This is a genomic window from Chryseobacterium sp. WG14, from assembly GCF_024586945.1.
Lineage (GTDB): Bacteria > Bacteroidota > Bacteroidia > Flavobacteriales > Weeksellaceae > Chryseobacterium.
This window is the reverse complement of record NZ_JALCZD010000016.1, coordinates 75,943-94,073: the sequence shown is the minus strand read 5'-3', so window position 1 is coordinate 94,073 and position 18,131 is coordinate 75,943. Positions and strand designations below refer to the sequence as shown.

Annotated in this window: 19 protein-coding genes; 5 read left to right on the top strand and 14 right to left on the bottom strand. The window is 35.2% G+C overall.

Annotated features, from left to right (window positions below; genetic code table 11):
• Nucleotides 1–54: 54 nt before the first annotated feature.
• The 10 genes from MP478_RS20755 to pdxA form a co-directional block, all read right to left on the bottom strand.
• Complete coding sequence (locus MP478_RS20755) at nucleotides 55–1,107, bottom strand: glycosyltransferase (RefSeq protein WP_257201531.1); 1,053 nt, start codon at nucleotides 1,105–1,107, stop codon at nucleotides 55–57.
• A complete protein-coding gene (locus tag MP478_RS20750) occupies nucleotides 1,104–2,072 on the bottom strand; it encodes a lipopolysaccharide core biosynthesis protein rfaS (RefSeq protein ID WP_257201530.1) in 969 nt (322 codons plus the stop codon). The genes MP478_RS20755 and MP478_RS20750 overlap by 4 nt, the downstream gene beginning before the upstream one ends.
• Nucleotides 2,069–3,058: a hypothetical protein gene (locus MP478_RS20745; RefSeq protein ID WP_257201529.1), complete on the bottom strand. Its 990-nt coding sequence runs from the start codon at nucleotides 3,056–3,058 to the stop codon at nucleotides 2,069–2,071. The genes MP478_RS20750 and MP478_RS20745 overlap by 4 nt, the downstream gene beginning before the upstream one ends.
• Nucleotides 3,059–3,060: 2 nt before the next feature.
• Nucleotides 3,061–3,858: a DUF5672 family protein gene (locus MP478_RS20740; protein ID WP_230037437.1), complete on the bottom strand. Its 798-nt coding sequence runs from the start codon at nucleotides 3,856–3,858 to the stop codon at nucleotides 3,061–3,063.
• 2 nt (nucleotides 3,859–3,860) lie between these two features.
• A complete protein-coding gene (rocD, locus tag MP478_RS20735) occupies nucleotides 3,861–5,111 on the bottom strand; it encodes an ornithine--oxo-acid transaminase (RefSeq protein WP_230037439.1) in 1,251 nt (416 codons plus the stop codon).
• Between the two features lie 365 nt (nucleotides 5,112–5,476).
• Nucleotides 5,477–6,832 (bottom strand): acetyl-CoA carboxylase biotin carboxylase subunit, encoded by a 1,356-nt coding sequence (accC, locus tag MP478_RS20730; protein WP_257201528.1) that lies wholly within the window; start codon nucleotides 6,830–6,832, stop codon nucleotides 5,477–5,479.
• Between the two features lie 98 nt (nucleotides 6,833–6,930).
• Complete coding sequence (accB, locus tag MP478_RS20725) at nucleotides 6,931–7,413, bottom strand: acetyl-CoA carboxylase biotin carboxyl carrier protein (RefSeq protein ID WP_230037443.1); 483 nt, start codon at nucleotides 7,411–7,413, stop codon at nucleotides 6,931–6,933.
• Nucleotides 7,414–7,539: 126 nt separating this feature from the next.
• Entirely contained in the window at nucleotides 7,540–7,743 is a 204-nt protein-coding gene (rpmF, locus tag MP478_RS20720) for a 50S ribosomal protein L32 (RefSeq protein ID WP_007843326.1), read from the bottom strand.
• Between the two features lie 67 nt (nucleotides 7,744–7,810).
• A complete protein-coding gene (locus MP478_RS20715; RefSeq protein WP_230037445.1) occupies nucleotides 7,811–8,341 on the bottom strand; it encodes a DUF177 domain-containing protein in 531 nt (176 codons plus the stop codon).
• Between the two features lie 84 nt (nucleotides 8,342–8,425).
• Nucleotides 8,426–9,517: a 4-hydroxythreonine-4-phosphate dehydrogenase PdxA gene (gene pdxA / locus MP478_RS20710; protein ID WP_230037447.1), complete on the bottom strand. Its 1,092-nt coding sequence runs from the start codon at nucleotides 9,515–9,517 to the stop codon at nucleotides 8,426–8,428.
• A 48-nt stretch (nucleotides 9,518–9,565) separates the two neighbouring features.
• Here pdxA and MP478_RS20705 point away from each other — a divergent pair, with 48 nt between their 5' ends.
• Genes MP478_RS20705 through MP478_RS20695 form a run of 3 tightly spaced genes read left to right on the top strand, consistent with a single transcriptional unit; the run spans nucleotide 9,566 to nucleotide 12,304 of the window.
• Entirely contained in the window at nucleotides 9,566–10,150 is a 585-nt protein-coding gene (locus tag MP478_RS20705; RefSeq protein WP_257201527.1) for a riboflavin synthase, read from the top strand.
• Between the two features lies 1 nt (nucleotide 10,151).
• The gene (locus MP478_RS20700; protein ID WP_257201526.1) at nucleotides 10,152–11,606 is read left to right on the top strand and encodes a HAMP domain-containing sensor histidine kinase; all 1,455 of its coding nucleotides are present in this window, start codon (nucleotides 10,152–10,154) and stop codon (nucleotides 11,604–11,606) included.
• Nucleotides 11,606–12,304 carry a methyltransferase gene (locus MP478_RS20695; RefSeq protein WP_257201525.1) on the top strand — a complete coding sequence of 233 codons (699 nt, stop codon included), beginning with the start codon at nucleotides 11,606–11,608 and terminating at the stop codon, nucleotides 12,302–12,304. Before MP478_RS20700 ends, MP478_RS20695 begins: the two co-directional genes overlap by 1 nt.
• Nucleotides 12,305–12,350: 46 nt before the next feature.
• On the opposite strand, the gene MP478_RS20690 is transcribed toward MP478_RS20695, so the two are convergent.
• The gene (locus MP478_RS20690) at nucleotides 12,351–13,061 is read right to left on the bottom strand and encodes a cell division ATP-binding protein FtsE (protein WP_047488760.1); all 711 of its coding nucleotides are present in this window, start codon (nucleotides 13,059–13,061) and stop codon (nucleotides 12,351–12,353) included.
• Nucleotides 13,062–13,214: 153 nt separating this feature from the next.
• On the bottom strand, nucleotides 13,215–13,373 hold the full coding sequence (rpmH, locus tag MP478_RS20685; RefSeq protein WP_039365072.1) for a 50S ribosomal protein L34: 159 nt from the start codon (nucleotides 13,371–13,373) through the stop codon (nucleotides 13,215–13,217).
• A gap of 237 nt (nucleotides 13,374–13,610) precedes the next feature.
• Here rpmH and MP478_RS20680 point away from each other — a divergent pair, with 237 nt between their 5' ends.
• Nucleotides 13,611–14,627, top strand: coding sequence for a bifunctional oligoribonuclease/PAP phosphatase NrnA (locus MP478_RS20680; RefSeq protein WP_257190084.1), 1,017 nt, complete (start codon nucleotides 13,611–13,613; stop codon nucleotides 14,625–14,627).
• Between the two features lie 72 nt (nucleotides 14,628–14,699).
• Complete coding sequence (locus MP478_RS20675; RefSeq protein ID WP_257201524.1) at nucleotides 14,700–16,292, top strand: T9SS-dependent choice-of-anchor J family protein; 1,593 nt, start codon at nucleotides 14,700–14,702, stop codon at nucleotides 16,290–16,292.
• A 17-nt stretch (nucleotides 16,293–16,309) separates the two neighbouring features.
• Here MP478_RS20675 and MP478_RS20670 read toward each other — a convergent pair whose 3' ends face one another.
• Together MP478_RS20670 and MP478_RS20665 are read right to left on the bottom strand one after the other, a co-directional pair.
• The gene (locus MP478_RS20670) at nucleotides 16,310–17,122 is read right to left on the bottom strand and encodes a patatin-like phospholipase family protein (RefSeq protein WP_257189976.1); all 813 of its coding nucleotides are present in this window, start codon (nucleotides 17,120–17,122) and stop codon (nucleotides 16,310–16,312) included.
• A gap of 149 nt (nucleotides 17,123–17,271) precedes the next feature.
• Complete coding sequence (locus MP478_RS20665; RefSeq protein WP_230037458.1) at nucleotides 17,272–18,054, bottom strand: alpha/beta fold hydrolase; 783 nt, start codon at nucleotides 18,052–18,054, stop codon at nucleotides 17,272–17,274.
• Nucleotides 18,055–18,131: the final 77 nt, after the last annotated feature.

Sequence of the window (18,131 nt, the reverse complement as noted above, 5' to 3'; positions counted from 1 at the left end):
ATTATACAAGAAAGAAGCCGTCTGAAAGGACGGCTTCTTCTATTATTTATGTGGTTAATCCTGCTCTTCTGCACGGGTCATAATGCTATTCCAGATATTGATAATATCTTTTTCCTCATTGCTGGTAGAATAATTTGCTAATACAAACTCGGAAGCAATATGTCCCTTATCTATAATTTCCTGGGGATTTCTATCATACATCTTTGTAGCTTCTTCTATTTTCAGTACAAACTCAATAATATTACCATCTTCTACGGAGGATGAAAACTCAGGATTAAAGTATTCTTTTCCTGCCTGCCCTCTATATCCAATTACGTAACATCCACAAGACATAGCTTCAACGGGAGGAAGACCAAATCCTTCTTTATGATTAAAACTCAAAAATATAGCAGCTTTTTTAAGGATTTCTGCAACTTCGTTTTCATTCCTATTGTCAATAGGCATAATTTTCCAGTCAGAACTTTTATTTCTAGATTGAAAAATGTTAATAATTTGAGTACTGTCTTCAGATAACTTTCGTGGCATGAAGGCAATGATTTTTTCCTTATTTTTGGAAAAATTGAAAATACTGGCATCGATCCCTAATCGTATTCTATGAACTGACGTGCCGGGAAAAGCTGTCTTGATGTAATTCTTAGAGTCTTCAGATACAACAATGGTTTCCAAGATGTTTTTTTTATTGTATGGAAAATCTTCTGTATGACTTCCTAATGGAAAACCGTTGAATGTATAATAGCAGTTTTGATTAAAAATAACTTTTTTTGTAAAAGGCTCTATTTTGTTGATACTGCTATAGATTTCAGGGAAAACCAAAATAGAATCAGTCTCTATACCAAAACTGATTTTCTTTAAATACATTAATTTTAATCTTTTGCTTATGCTTAGCTTTTTTTTATCCAGATATTTAATCAGCTTAAATAAGTAAGGGTTGTGGATAACCTTTGTATTATTGGGAAACCAAGTCTCTCTCTGATCTGCTTTTTTATGTATGACTGCTGCATCAAATCCATTTTTATTAAGAATGTCAACCATTCTATAGATTTGTTTTACTCCCCCGGATGGGTGAGGATTAGTAGGGCAGATAAAATATATTTTTCTTGAGATCATAAATCTAAAATGGTATTTATCCAGTTTTTAAAAGAATATTTTTCCAGGATCTGTTCGTCAACCTTTTCATAAGGTGTTGTGAAAAAATAGGAAGGTATTTCTATATTGTTGATATCTTCAATAACAAAAATATTATTTGAATTATAAAAATCATAGTTTTTAATTGCTTTATTTGTGGTAATCAGTTTTTTTTCTGATCCTAAAGCATCAAAAGGTCTGAATGATAATCCTGATTGATTCTCGTGGGCAAGATCTAATAGGACACTTCCTTTTTCATTCACTCTATAAGATTCATTAAATGGAAGAATATTGGGCAATTTAACAATATTTTTTTCAATTTGCTGATCTATACTGAAATCACTGGGATGATAAATGAAACACTTGATATCGATATCTTTCTGATTCATATTATTAATGATCTTGGTCAAATCATCAAAACGTTTATCAAATGTTCCTAAAAAAACAATATCGTGAATAGGATTCTTGGAATAGAGGTCTTCGTTGAAATAAAAATTGCTGATCTTCTTTAAATTATAATTTTTACAATCATCAGTATCAAAACTAAATGCCAGATCATAATATGGAATAGTTTCTTTTTGACCGCCTATTTTGCTAAAGCTGTCCCAAAAGACTACGATCTTTTTTTTTCCTTTTTTCTGTACAATATCATACATTTCCTGGTCTAAAAGATCAGGGCGATTTACCAAGATATAATCATAATAATCCAGCTGGTTCATCTGCCTTATCAAATGTTCTCTTTTTTTTTGATTCTTTAAATTTTTTCTTAGAAAAGTTTTAGAGAAAAAATTTTCTGCTCTTTCGTAGAAGTTTTTATATTGATATCTTTCGTTTGTAGCACTTATAGCCATTACAGAATCAAAATCTGTATACTTTTTTATACCACTAAAAATAACTTCATTAAATCCATAGTAATCTGGAGCAATAAATAAAAGTCTCTTTTTCATTTTGTTAAAATACAGGTGATCCAATTTGTAAAACTATATTTTTTATAAATCTCATCAGAAGATTCAATATAATCATCAGCCAGGAAATGGGTGATGTCAGACATATTGTGATCATTCAGCAGAAATATATTACTAGAATTATAAAAGCTATATTCCTTTACCAATTCATTATTGGTGATTAATTTTTTTCTGTATCCTACAGCCTCAAAAACTCTGAAAGAAAGTCCTTTATGGATCGTGTTCTGAAAATCAAGAATAATTCTTGAAGACTTGGCATTTTTCATGTTTTCCTCAAAACTCATTCCGGTTCTTGTGAAATTAATAGGATACTCCTGATACTTTCTGATATGTTTTTCTTTAGTATAGATTACATTGATATTGGTCTTCAGATTTTTTTCCTGAAATAATATAGAAAGATTGCAAAGCTCTTCAATACGATCCTTCATAAAAGTCCCTACGAAGAAAAGGTCCTGCTTTATCTCGGATTTTTCTGGCAGATAATCAAAATAAAAATTATGGATATGCTTTGTCTGCGGATATCTGATGGTATCTCTTTCATCAAATACAAAAAAGCTGTCAAAATATTGTATGGTATCTTCTGCTAAAGGAAACCTCTGCATTCCATCCCATTGGTAAGCTACAGTGTAAGTGCTTTTTTTCTGAATTTTGGCCAGAACATTTTTACTGAACAGATCAGGACGTACTACCAGGGCATAATCTGCATGGCTGATTTTATCAAGAAAAAACAGTTGTGGTTGTTCCTTTTTTTCGGCTAACATTTTGGCTTTAAAGGTCCTGTTATTACTGAATGCCTTTTTATAAATATGAATTAAAGACTCTTCAGCGCTCAATTTTACCTGTGAACAATCATGTTCTACAGTAAAAACCTTAAAACCAAGATACTCAAGGTTCTTTTTAAAAACCTTTGGTAGCCCAAAATGATTGGGAACAGCTAATATGATACTTTTATCTTTAAAGTCCTTCATTGTTATATTGAATATCCTGCTTTTGAAAAATAAGGTCTCCAGAAATCTTTCTCCTTATTCCATCTATGGCAGCCAAAAGGAAGTTCTCCTTTATTGATGTTCATTGCTTTCTCCTGTTTGTTCTCAATGGAGAAAAGACAGGCTTCTTTATAATTAGGTTTAGAAAAAATTATACCATTTCTTTCAGGCTCGATACTAAAAAACACATCTTCGGCGTAAAATTGCCCTGTATTTTCAGATTTTAAATAAATTTTTGCTACTTCTGGAATTTTTTCAAGAACTTCTATAAACTTTTCTCTCTTTCTTAAAGACAGTCCTCCATTCCCTACAGCATTATAAAGAAGAGATTTGTCTTTTTGCCATTTTCCATTCCCTTTAAAATTGACCGCTGCCTTAAGTTTTGCAATGGTTTTATCAAAAAATAATTTTAATAAAGGAATATGTTCTGAACTTCGTATCCAGGGAGCACCAATATAATCGTAGTCTTTTTTACACCAATTTATAAGATTATCTTTAAATACAAAACAGTCAGATTGATAAATTAGTATATATTTTTCTGAAAAACTTTTATAAAAATTCACATTCATCATGAGTTGATTGTATCCAAAAATATTTTTGAAATAATGTTCGTCAAAACTAATGAATGAAGCATTAAAATCTTTATAGGCATCAAGAGAGAGACTTTCAGGATGTATAAAAGTGATTTTGTAACTTCCTAAAATATGAAATACCTGATTGAGTGCTATCAAATCATCGCGATCAGGTATTTCTTTATATATTGGAATAATAATATCTACCAAAGTTATTTTGAATATTCTAATACAGTTTTTTCAATGATCTTCACACAATCCAGTAATTGCTCTTCTGTAATTACCAATGGTGGAGCAAGTCTGATGATGTTACCATGCGTTGGCTTGGCCAATAGTCCATTTTCTTTTAATTGTAAACAAAGGTTCCATGCCGTAGAACTTTCAGGGCCATCATTAATCAATATGGCATTCAAAAGACCTTTTCCTCTTACCTTTGTAATAAGGTCTGTTTTTTCAATAAGCTTATTGATTTCAGCTCTGAAAAGCTGACCAAGTTCTTCTGCTCTTTCAGATAATTTTTCATCCGCTACTACATCTAATGCTGCTACGGCTACTGCACAGGCGATTGGATTTCCTCCAAATGTGGAACCGTGTTGTCCAGGCTTAATAACATTCATGATCTCATCATTGGCCAAAACAGCTGATACCGGGTACATTCCTCCTGAAAGTGCTTTTCCCAAGATCAAAATATCCGGCTGTACATTTTCATGATGACATGCAATGAGTTTTCCTGTTCTGGCTATACCTGTTTGCACTTCATCTGCAATAAAAAGGACATTATGTTTTTTACATACTTCAGACGCATTTTTAAGGAAATTTTCATCCGGAACATATACCCCGGCTTCTCCCTGAATAGGCTCTACTAAGAATGCTGCAATATTTCCGGCTTCTCTGGTCAGAACTTCTTCTAATGCAGCAACATCGTTGTAAGGAATTTTGATAAACCCTGGTGTAAAAGGACCGTAATTCTGGTTGGCATCCGGATCATTGGAGAAAGAAACAATAGTAGTGGTTCTTCCATGGAAATTATTTTCACAAACAATGATCTTCGCTGCATTTTCTGAAATGCCTTTTACCTCATAGCTCCATTTTCTGGCAAGCTTTACAGCTGTTTCCACAGCTTCAGCTCCAGAGTTCATAGGAAGGACTTTGTCAAACCCAAAAAGGCTGGTAATTTTTTCTTCGTATTCTCCTAATCTGGAGTTGTAGAAAGCTCTTGAAGTAAGAGCCAGTTTTTTAGCCTGTTCTACTAAAGCTTCAACAATTTTAGGATGAGAATGTCCTTGGTTCACAGCAGAATATGCTGAAAGAAAATCATAGTACCTCTTGCCTTCTACATCCCAAACAAAAACGCCTTCTCCACGCTCCAGAACTACTGGAAGAGGATGGTAATTGTGGGCTCCATGTTTGTCTTCAAGGTCAATAAAATACTGTGAGTTTTTTGTTTTTTCTGCTGTTGACATATGTTTTGCTTTTTGGCAAATTTAAGCAATATTAATGAGATGAATAAATATTAGGATAATATGCTGCGTGGCAATAATTAAAAGCATATTTTGAAGCTCATTGAGGTGTTTTTAAAGGTTGAATTTATTCTTAACATCTTCACGGTTTCTATGAATAGCCAGAATAGATCAGATACTTCAAATATTCCTTATAAACAATAAGCGAAAAATTCTCTGGAAATTAGTGTATAGGCCGCTTCAAAAAATTAGGTGCGAATGCTCAAGCATATGGTTCGGAATTGATGATTTTTTACATAATTACTTTTTCCAAATAAAAAAACTGCCCCCGATAAGAGGCAGTTTTACAATATATTGTTAAAATAATCTTAGTGATTATCATATTTTCTATCCATTACAAAATCTTCCATGAATTTTGTAGTATAGTTTCCTGCAAGATAATCTTCATTATCCATCAGTTGTCTGTGGAAAGGAATTGTAGTTTTTACTCCTTCAATATAGAACTCTTCCAATGCACGTTTCATTTTAGCAATAGCTTCCTCACGGGTTTGAGCCGTAGTGATAAGCTTAGCAATCATAGAGTCATAATTAGATGGAATACTATATCCGGAATAAACGTGAGTATCTACTCTGATTCCGTGTCCGCCAGGGATATTTAATCCTGTGATTTTTCCCGGAGATGGTCTGAAGTCAGCGTATGGATCTTCTGCATTGATTCTGCACTCAATTGAATGTAGCTTTGGATAATAGTTGATTCCTGAAATAGGAGTTCCTGCAGCAAGAAGAATTTGTTCCCTGATCAGGTCATAATCAATTACCTGCTCAGTAATAGGGTGCTCTACCTGGATTCTTGTATTCATTTCCATGAAATAGAAATTTCTGTGCTTGTCTACAAGGAATTCAATAGTTCCCACACCTTCATATCCAATAAATTCTGCAGCTTTTACAGCAGCATCACCCATTTTTTCACGAAGTTCATCTGTCATGAACGGAGAAGGAGTTTCTTCAGTTAATTTCTGATTTCTTCTCTGTACAGAGCAGTCTCTTTCAGAAAGGTGGCAAGCTTTTCCAAACTGGTCACCCGCTACCTGAATTTCAATATGTCTAGGTTCTTCAATCAGCTTTTCCATGTACATACCTCCATTTCCGAACGCAGCCACGGCTTCCTGAATTGCAGACTCCCAGTGATCTTTAAGGTCTTCGGCTTTCCAAACGGCTCTCATCCCTTTTCCACCACCACCAGCTGTTGCTTTGATCATTACCGGATACCCCGTTTCTTCAGCAACTTTTATAGCATGCTCATAAGATTCGATCAAACCGTCAGAACCGGGTACACAAGGTACACCCGCTGCTTTCATGGTAGCTTTAGCATTGGCTTTGTCTCCCATTTTTTCGATTTGCTCAGGAGAGGCACCAATAAATTTGATGCCGTTTTTCTGACAAATTCTTGAAAAGTTAGCGTTTTCAGATAAGAATCCGTAACCAGGGTGAATGGCGTCAGCGTTGGTAATTTCCGCAGCAGCAATAATATTAGGGATTTTAAGATAGGAGTCTTTACTCATTGCAGGACCAATACAAACCGCTTCGTCAGCAAATCTTACGTGAAGGCTGTCTTTATCAGCAGTAGAGTATACTGCTACAGTTTTGATTCCCATTTCTTTGCATGTACGTAAAATACGCATTGCAATTTCGCCACGATTGGCTATTAATATTTTTTTGAACATCTTCTTCAATTTGAAAATTAGATAATTTGAAAATTAGATAATGTTATTTTAATGTAGAATTTAATCTAACATCTAATGTCTAACATCTAACTCTAAAATTAAGATGGATCTACTAGGAATAAGGGTTGGTCATACTCTACAGGAGTAGCATCGTCAACTAAAATTTTAACGATTTTTCCGCTGATTTCAGAGTCTATCTGGTTGAATAATTTCATGGCTTCAATTACACAAACTACTTTACCGGCAGAAACTTCATCACCTACATTTACAAATACATCTTTATCAGGAGATGGTTTTCTATAGAAAGTTCCGATCATTGGAGATTTGATCGTTACATATTTACTGTCATCAGAAGCAGCCTCAGCTTTTTCAGAAGTTGCAGCAGCTGGAGTTGCAACTGGTGCCGGTGCAGCTACCGCTTGTGGTGCAGTATGGTAAACTGCAGGCTGTGCATATACAGCGTCGCTTCCAGCTAATGGAGTTTTAATAGTGATTTCGAAATCTTTAGTTTTGTATTTTACTTCTGAAACCTCAGCCTTAGATACAAACTTAATAAGATTTTGTATGTCTTTAATGTCCATAAATTTGATATTTGATTTTGGGTCAAAGATACCAAAAAAACGTAAAAAACAATAAAAAACCGCCTGATTTTATTAAAATTGGGCGGTTTTTTGTATTAAAATGAGGTTTTTTTGAAAATCCCTCGATTAGTTTTCTTCAGTAGTTGCTACTTCTTTTTCCAATACTACTTTACCTCTGTAGTAAAGTTTTCCTTCATGCCAGTGAGCTCTGTGGTAAAGGTGAAGCTCTCCTGTTGTTGCATCTTTAGCCAATTGAGGAACTACAGCTTTGTAGTGAGTTCTTCTCTTATCTCTTCTTGTGGACGACTGTCTTCTCTTTGGATGTGCCATTTTGTAATAACTTTTTTAATTGATGAGCGATGAGATTCATCATCTCATCATATTTAAATTATTTTATTTAATTTTTATCTTTTAATTTTCTCAATGCTTCCCATCTAGGGTCACTTTTATGTTCTTCCTCTTCAGTTTCCTCAATTTCTTTCGGGCTGAATTGGTCTAATACCTTAAGATCTTCATCACTTACATGAGGTGAAATCTTTTTCATCGGAATGGATAGCATTACATTTTCGTATATCAAATGCGCTACATTGAAAGCATGCTCTCCGGAAGGAATGGTAATAACATCTTCATTGCTATCATCATATTCTTCTCCGAAATTTACCAGGATCTTGATCTCATTTTCAATAGAATAGTCAAAGTCTTCATTTGTAATATCACAAACCAGCTCAACTAATCCATGGATTTTAATCACAAATTCCAAGAACGTAGTGTGCTTATCCAGTAAGACATCCACTGCTATTCTAGGATTTGTAAATTCCTGCTCAGTTTCAAATAATTGAAAGAACGTTTTATCGATCTCAAACCTGAACTCGTGTTTTCCGTTTTTAAGTCCGGAAAAGCTTACGTCATAGTTTCTTAACTTGTCCATAAAATGAGTGTGCAAAAATATGCATTTTTTTTATAATAACAAATAAAATCTAAAACAAATTAATTTAAAACTTATTTTAGGGATTTAAGCTTCAGTTTCATCAGGAAGATCTTCATCTACTCCGTTGTCTGAAACCATTTTTCTTGGCTGAAGACGGTTGCTCATCAATTCGCTGTATTCATTTCTGTTTTTGAAAACGTTAATAGCAGTGAAAATAGCTTCGGTAAAACTTTGCTCATCAGCAATATTTTTCCCCGCGATATCGTAAGCAACTCCATGATCCGGAGATGTTCTTATATAAGGGAGTCCCGCGGTATAGTTTACACCTTCTTCATAAGCTAATGTTTTGAACGGAGCTAATCCCTGATCGTGGTACATTGCTAAAACGGCATCAAAGTTCTTGTATTTACTTGGCTGGAAGAAGCTGTCGGCAGGAAAAGGCCCGAATGCTAATACTCCGTTATCAGAAAGTTCTTTAATAGCAGGAGCAATGATTTCAATTTCCTCATTTCCTATTACACCACCATCTCCAGCATGCGGGTTAAGCCCCAAAACAGCAATTTTAGGTTTTTGAACCTGAAAATCTTCAATCAGGGTTTGATTTAGTACTCTGATTTGTTTTTTTATTTTCTCTTTAGAGATGTTTTCTGCAATCTTGGCAATAGGAATGTGGTGTGTGGAAACAGCTACTTTTAAATCTTCAGTTACCAGAAACATCAGTCCCTTTTTGCTGAATTTTTCTTCAAAGTATCCGGTGTGTCCTGTATGTTTGAATCCCATTTTCACCATTTCATCCTTATTGATAGGAGCGGTTACCAGAACATCAATATCTCCTTTCATCAATGCTTCAGTAGCTGCTTCCAAAGAATCAATGGCCATTTTTGTGGATTCTTCTGTGGGAACTCCTAATTCTACGTTGACATTCTCCTTCGTCAGATTCACCATATTAAGTTTTCCTTCCTGGGCTTGAGAGGCTTCATTAACATAGTTGAAGTTAAGATTAAGCTTGAAAATATTTTTCTGATAAGTGAATAATTTTCCCGAACCAAAAATTACAGGGGTGAAAAAATCCGTAATGGTTTTGTCTTTCAGAGACTTCATAATGATCTCCGGGCCTATGCCGTTGAAATCACCGATTGAAATTCCTACTCGTACTTTATGGTTTTTTGGGCTCATTTTGATTATCTTTGAAGATTATAATTTACAAATTTAGCAAAAAATAATATGTTCACAGGAATTATTGAAGCAGTTGGTGTTATTGAGAAGATTGAAGAAAAAGGAAGCAATATAGATTTTACGTTAACTTGTCCTTTTACAAGCGAACTGAAAATTGATCAGAGCCTGGCCCATAATGGCTGTTGTCTTACTGTGGTTGAGATTAAGGATAGTCAATATGTTGTTACCGCTATCAATGAAACTTTAGAAAAAACCAATCTTGGAAAATGGGAGCTGGGAACTGTTGTTAATCTTGAACGCTGCATGAAAATGGACGGAAGATTAGATGGCCATATTGTTCAGGGACATGTAGATAAAACAGGAGAGGTAGTCAATATTGAAAACAAAGATGGCAGTTATTTTATTACCATTCAATATGAAGCGGACGGTAATTTTGTGACCGTGCCTCAAGGCTCAATCACGGTAAACGGAATCAGTCTTACGGTTGCAAAAAGTGAAGATTCACAGTTTTCTATAGCTATTATTCCTTATACTTGGGAATTTACAAATATGAACCATTTAAAAATAGGTGATCAGGTAAATTTAGAATTTGACATCATTGGTAAGTATATTGCTAGGTTAATTAAAAAATAGGATGTCAATAAATAAGTATAAAGGATATAGCTTAAGGAACCGGGTGTTTTTCGGTTTCCTGTTGGTATGCTTTTTAAGTGTTGTGGCAACTTCGCTTGTTCCGTATTTTGTTTTAAGGAATAATTCTTTACAACAGAGTAATATTGACATGCAGGAGAAAACCAATGCTGTTATGAGGTATCTGGATTATGCTGTTAGCCGTACTCTTGTGAAAACGGAAGATCTGCCGAATGTTTTAGGAAATAAAATTTTTGAAATAGCAGATATCAACCAGCATGATATTGTTATTTATGATCTGAAAGGAAATTATGTGCTTTCCAATAAAGATGAAAGCCTGGTTGAGCAGAAAACGATTCCTATAGAAATCATCAATAAAATTTTATCTACTGACGCCAGAGTAGATATGACAAGATATGACGCTTCTAAAGATGCCAAGCTTACTTCTTCCTATCTTCTGTTGAAAAATAATGAGCTTGAACCCGTAGGGATAGTTTATATTCCTTTATATCATAATGTATCTGCCTATCTGGATGTTCTCCATCAGTATGTTAAATACATCCTTTTAGTAGATATATTCCTTATCTTATTCAGTATTTGGATTAGCTGGGTGACTTCTAACAGCCTTGCAAAAACAATTACGAAGTTTTCCGATATGATTACGCGTATTACATTGTTTGAAAATGAAATGCGGCCCATCAGATATTATAAAAATGATGAGCTTAATGCATTAGCCAGAGCTTATAACAGAATGATTCTGCAGATTCAGGATCAGAAAGAAAGACTTCGTTTCAAAGCATCGGAAGAAGCTTGGAGAGAAATGGCAAAACAGGTGGCCCATGAGGTGAAAAATCCACTTACTCCTATGAAGCTTACCATCCAGAATTTTGAAAGAAAATTTGATCCGGAGGATCCAAATATAAAAGAGAGAGTAAAACAGATGAGTAAAACGGTGGTAGATCAGATCGACTTAATTGCCACAGTTGCTTCTGCATTCTCAGAATTTGCAAAGCTTCCTGAAAAAAATAATGAGGTGATCAACCTGAATACTGAAGTTGAAGATATATTACGTGTTTTCAATGACGACAGTGTTTTTATGCATGCTAATAAGAGTAATATCATGATCAGTATGGACAGGATTTACCTTTCCAGAATTATCACTAATCTTGTAACCAATGCTAAGCAGGCAGAGAGTGAAGATAGAAAATTAATTATTAATGTTGATGTGGAACAGCATCAGAGAAGAGTTATGATCTCTGTTCAGGATAATGGGATAGGAATTCCCGATAATATGTATGAACGTATTTTCGAACCTAATTTTACTTCTAAAAACAGTGGGATGGGACTTGGCTTATCTATGGTTAGAAAGATGATTGAAGACTACAAAGGGGAAATTTCCGTGAAATCCGAAGTAGGGAAAGGATCAACATTCATTATTACACTGCCTACTAATTTATAGTGAAATCTTTTAAATTTAAACAGTTTGAAATTCAGCAGTCTGAAAACGTCTTTCGTGTAGGAACAGACGGTGTTTTGCTTGGTGTGCTGGCCGATGTTGAGAAGGCTTCAAATGTATTGGAGATCGGGACGGGAACCGGGCTGATTACTTTGATGCTGGCGCAGAGAAATCCTAAAGCTGCTTTTTTAGGACTGGATATTAATGAAGATGCGGTAGCGCTTACAAAAGCCAATTTTGAAAATGCTCCATTTCAGACAAGACTCAGGAATATACATCAGGATTTTAAATCTTTCGATACACAAGAATCATTTGATTTGATTGTTTCCAATCCTCCTTATTTTGAAGAATCAGCATCAGATAAAGATAAGATGGCCCGCCAGACGGTGGAATTGAATTTTAAACAGCTTATTAGCCAGGCAGCCGGGCTTTTATCCGAAACCGGGCTTTTATCTGTGATTATTCCCAGTGAAGCCGGAGAGGTATTCACTTCGATTGCGAAAGAAAATTCTTTGTTTTTAAGCCGTAGGGTCAATATTACCGGAATTGAAAATTCAAAAGTTAAAAGACTGGTTCTTGAATTCTCATTACAGGAAAAAAATCTTGAAGAATCTGATTTTACTATAGAAAAAAGTCCGAGACAATACTCGGACCAATATCTTGAACTCACCAAAGAGTTTCATGTTTTTAATAGAAGCTAGAAATTAAACTTGGTATTTAAATCCTTTACTTTTAAATTTTTAAAGCTTATTCAAATAGCTCAGCAGTGTCCAGTACGGAAACTTTTCCGTCTTCACATCGGATCGCTTCACCAGGGAAGTTCTGGATCATGTGATAATCATGTGTTGCCATTACTACCGCAGCTCCATTTTCAAGGGCTACCTGCTTTAATAGAGTCATAATTTCATTAGATGTTTCCGGATCAAGGTTTCCTGTTGGCTCATCCGCCAGAATAAGGTCCGGGTGATTCAGTAAAGCCCTGGCAATGGCAATACGCTGCTGCTCGCCTCCGGAAAGTTCGTGTGGCATCTTATGCTTTTTGCTTTTCATGTTCACACTTCCCAATACCTCATTGATACGGTCTTCCATTTTTACTTTATCATTCCATCCTGTAGCTTCAAGGACAAATTTTAAGTTCTTTTCAACAGTTCTGTCTGAAAGTAACTGGAAGTCCTGAAATACAATTCCTAATTTTCTTCTAAGGTTTGGAATGTCAGAAGGTTTTAGCTTTGCCAGCTCAAATCCAACAACAGATCCATGTCCCGATGCTAATGGAATATGACCGTAAAGGGTTTTTAAAAGTGAACTTTTTCCGGAACCTGTTTTCCCGATAAGATAGCAGAATCTACCTTTCTTAATGTTAAGATTTACATCAGTAAGAACAGTAAAGTTTTTTTGTGCAATCTTTGCATGTTGTAAACTTATGATATTGTCTCCGGAGATATTTGTATGTGGCATAATTTAATTTTAAAGGCTATTTTCTAACGAAATTTTTCAACTTTTAAAAATAGAAAAAGAAGTTTATACAACCTAAATTTTAGTAAATTTTAACAACAAAAAATGCCTGAAAAAGATCTTTTCAAGCATGATTTGTATATGATAAGGTAGAAATTATCTCTTAGCGCGTGCTGCACTTACAGTTAAACTCTTTCTGCCTTTAGCTCTTCTCGCAGCCAAAACTCTTCTTCCATTTGGCGTAGACATTCTTTCTCTGAAACCGTGTTTGTTTCTTCTTTTTCTTTCTGATGGCTGGAATGTTCTTTTACTCATTACTATATATTTAAATCGTAATTAATCTATTTATTTTCAGGTTGCAAAGATATAGAAATTTTTATAAGCTACAAATTTTCACTATCTTTTTTTAAAATTATTTTGAAATGTTTTTTAATCAGAAACTTACAAATCCCTAATCAGAAACGAAATTCTGTGTGCAAAAATAATATTTAAATGATTTATATAAAAGCTTTATCTTTGAAAACTTTAATTTTAACGAAAATAAACACCACGATGTTTACACCAGCAGAACTTTTAGAAATCAATACATTACTTAAACCTGAAAACAAAATAGTTATTCTTACCCACTATAATCCGGATGGAGATGCTATTGGTTCCAGTCTGGGATTGAAACATTATCTGAAAGCCAAAGGAATTCATGCTGAAGTAATTGTCCCTAATGATTTTCCGAAATTTTTAAAGTGGATGCCGGAATCTAAAAAAGTAATCATTGCTGAATACAAGAAAAAGCTTGCTTCTGATATGATTGCCGGAGCTGACGTGATTTTCTGTCTGGATTTTAATGCCCCATCAAGAATTGGATTGCTGGGAGACTGGCTAATTAATGCGCAGGGAAAAAAAATTCTTATTGATCACCACCAGCAACCTGAAAAATTTGATTATGTATATTCTGATACAATAATTCCGGCGACTTCCCAGATGATCTACCATTTTATTGAAGTGATGGAAGATGAGAAACTGGTGAACCAGGATGTTGCAGAATGTCTTTACACAGGGATTATGACGGATACAGGAGGCTTCCGTTTCCGTTCCACAAGCGCTGCTACCCATAGAATAATAGCTAACCTTATAGAAAAAGGGGCAGACCCTGCTATGATTACTTCCAATACCTGGGATACCAATACCGTTTCCCGTCTTCATCTTCTGGCTTTAATTCTTGGAAGAATAGAAGTGGTGAATGATGGTACGGTAGCTGTTTTAAGCCTTACGAGAAATGAACTTAAAGAATATGGTTTCCAAAAAGGAGATACGGAAGGTTTCGTAAATTACGGACTAAGCATTGCCGGAGTAAAAATGGCTGCATTTTTTATGGAAGATCTTTATGAAAACTTTATTAAGATTTCTTTCAGAAGTAAGGATGATGTAGATGTCAATCAGTTTTCCAGAAAATACTTTAGTGGAGGTGGGCATATTAATGCTGCAGGTGGAAAATCTTACGATTCATTGGCGGGAACTATTGAAAATTTTAAGCAATATATATCAAAAGAAGAATTTTTGAATATAAAATAATTAAATAATAGTTTGTTTTTAATTTGAATTTATTGTACTTTAGGAAAGTAAATCACTAAAAAACAAACCATTATGAAAACAAAATTACTAGCATTCTTGCTTGCATTGCCGCTTTTGGCCCATGCGCAATTTTCTCAAAACTTTGATGCGGGAACTACAGCACCTGCTGGCTGGTCCGTCATTAACGGAGGAGATCTCAACGAATTTATATTTGGCCCGGGAGCTCCCAGAAGTGTGTATTCGTTACCCAATGCTGCGCAAATTAATTATTCAGCGGCTCCTCATGACGACTATTTAGTAACGCCTGCAATTACTGTAACGGCAGGTGTAAATGACAGATTAACTTATTTTGTGAAAAATCAGGATCCGAATTATGTAGAAAGTTATGCCGTTAAGCTATCCACTACAACAGCTACTGCAGCAGCGTTCACAACAGTTCTTACTCCGGTTGCTCCTGCACCCAATAAATGGACTTTCTTCTCTATCGATCTATCGGCTTATATAGGACAGACAGTGTATGTTGGCTTTCAGGCTACTTCTGCAGACATGTTCAGGTTGTTATTTGACAATATAAATAGCGATACTGCTCCTACTGCAGTTCCTAACTGTAGTACACTGGTATCGCCAAGCAATGGACAGACAGGCGTAAATCCCAATGCTGTAACATTAACATGGGCCGCACCAACTTCCGGAGCTCCCGTAGATAGCTATGAGGTATATCTTGATACCAATCCAAATCCTACTACTTTAGTTTCAAGTAATTATTTATTTGCTGACTTTAATAACTTGTTAGGAAATACCACCTATTATTGGAAAGTGGTGGCAAAAAATGCTGCAGGTGTAGCGGTTGCCTGCCAGACAAATAGTTTTGTAACAGGAGATTCATTTGCTCCTTACTGCTTTGGTAACCTATTATTCACCAGTGGAGTGGAGCCAATTACCTCAGTTAAGTTAAGTGATATGACCAATACTTCTTCAGAGGCACTCACAAGCCCTTCTCATGAAAATTTTGTTAATAAAGTAGCCTCAGTAGAGCAGGGAGGAACTTATCCTATTACATTTAAAGGGAATACAGACGGTAATAATGCCACTAAAATTGTAGTATATATAGACTGGAACCAGGATGGGGATTTCCTGGATGCAGGAGAAGTCTATTTCGGGGCCGCAGGCACTGCGGTAACCATAACAAACTCTACAGGTATTGATGCTATAACAGCGACTGGAAATATTGTTGTTCCTGCCACTGCTACATTAGGAAAAACAAGAATGAGAGTGAAAAAGAATTATGCAACCGGAACAACATTCTATTTAAGTCCGTGTTATTCTTCAGGAACCGGTCTTGCTGCTGTTTCAGGAACCGGTGGTTATGGTCAGGCCGAAGATTACAGTATTATGGTTTTGGCTCCAGGAACACTTACCGTTAATGAAACTAAGGCTAAATCTGCACTTGCTGTATATCCGAATCCTATGAAAGATATTTTAAATATCACTACAGCTGATAAAAAAATAACAGAAGTAACATTCTATTCTGCTGAAGGCAGATTGGTGAAATCTGTTAAAGGAAATATTGCCACTGTTAATACAAATGATCTGAAATCAGGGGTGTATGTGGTGAAAGTGAAAACATCAGATTCTGAACAGACATTCAAAGTGATTAAAGAATAATAACTGGTTCAATCATATTATAAGCTCTCAATCTGAGAGCTTTTTTTATATCCTTTTTCTTCTAATTCAATACAGGTATACTCGTAAACCTGCTGAAACATTTCGTCCATGTATTTCTTATTAAAAAGGCTGAACTTTGTCATTTTTGGAGGGTCTAAAAATATATTGCAGTATTTTACTTTAGAATACACGGATTTTGCGATGGCTAAGTGAAGTATACGGTCAAATTCTTTCATCAGACTCATCTTTTTTAATTCATCATAGCTTATTGAATTCACATGGGAGGCGATCAGGAAATCGCATTTATTAACAATAGGTTCAATGGGTAGATTGTCTAAAACACCACCGTCTACATAGATTTTGTCTCCTATTCTTACGGGGGGAAGGATGAAAGGTACGCTTGATGAAGCCAGCAGAGGCCCGAAAAGTTCTCCTTCAGAGAAAAAATCAACAATACCGTGGGTCATTTCTGTAGCGGTAACATAAACCGGTATTTTCAAAATATTGAAATTATCTTCAGGAAAATAATCTTTAAAAAGTTTTAAAATAAAATTGGAACTGAAAATTCCATTTTTTGACAGCTTCAGAGAAGACCGGGAAAAAAAAGAAGTCTGTTTGACGATTTCCATCATCTCATCGGGGGTTTTTCCAAAAGAATAGAAAGCCCCTATAATGGAACCGGCACTGGTCCCTGAGATTATTTGTGGTTTCAGATTATATTCTTCAAGTGCTTTAAGCACAGCAATATGTGCAATCCCACGCATTCCTCCGCCTGAAAGAGTAAGGCCGATAACCGGTGGTTTCTTTTTTTTGAACGAGAATAAACCCATTGCGTCAATTATGCATTACTAATATACAGGATTTTTATAAATGATTATGGCTCATCACAGTCATCATCTATTTTATCTGTAGAAATCTGTTTTTCTTTTGTACAACTTAAAAATGTGAGGATAGAGTAGATGGCGGATTCCATAGGTTTTTAAAGCACTAATTTTTTAGGAAGATTATGTAAAAGTTCAGTGTTGATGATCTCAGCACAGATGCGTGGTTTTTCCCAATGGCCATTGTGGCCACAGTCTACTATATAAGATTTTATATTGGTTCTGTCCGGGAGATTTTTAATGGTAATATCCGTTTTTACGGCATTGTCATGCTTGCCTGCCAGTACCAGTATTTTAGCTTCCAGGTTTTCCATGATATGTTTTTTGTCAGTTCTCTCTACCATACCTTTTACGCAGGCCAATGCTCCCAAATTGTTTGTGGAAAGAGCTGCCTCGAGAGCAATTTCAATCTTACCTTCAAGGATATCTTTTTCATTAGGATTGAATAAATTGGGAATTCCCGCTCTTACATAATGGGCAAACGCATCCTTAATGATTCTGTAGCTTTTTATACGCTGTAGCTTTTTCTCTTCGTCATCCGGGAAATAGGTGGAGAAGAACAACGTTAAACTTTTTAAAGAATCAGGATATTTCTCGGCAAAAGCCAATGAAGCGTACCCTCCCATAGAATGTCCCAATAGATGTACTTTTTCTAGATTCTGATGATCCAAAACTTTTTTTACCTCCTCTGCCATCAGCTCCATGGTGTGAACTTCACCAAGAATTTCAGATTGTCCGTGGCCGGGCAGATCAATTTTTAAAAGTGAAAAATCTTTAGAAAGATGAGGTTCCATATCGCTCCATATAGAAAGGTTTTCCATAAAACCATGAAGGAGTACTAAAGTTTCTTTTCCGTTTCCTTTTTTTTCAAAATTCAGCATGATATCAAAATTATAAAAGGTTAAAAATAATGCAGAGTCCTTAGGATGCTGCTGCTGATTCAAATGTAAACAAAAAA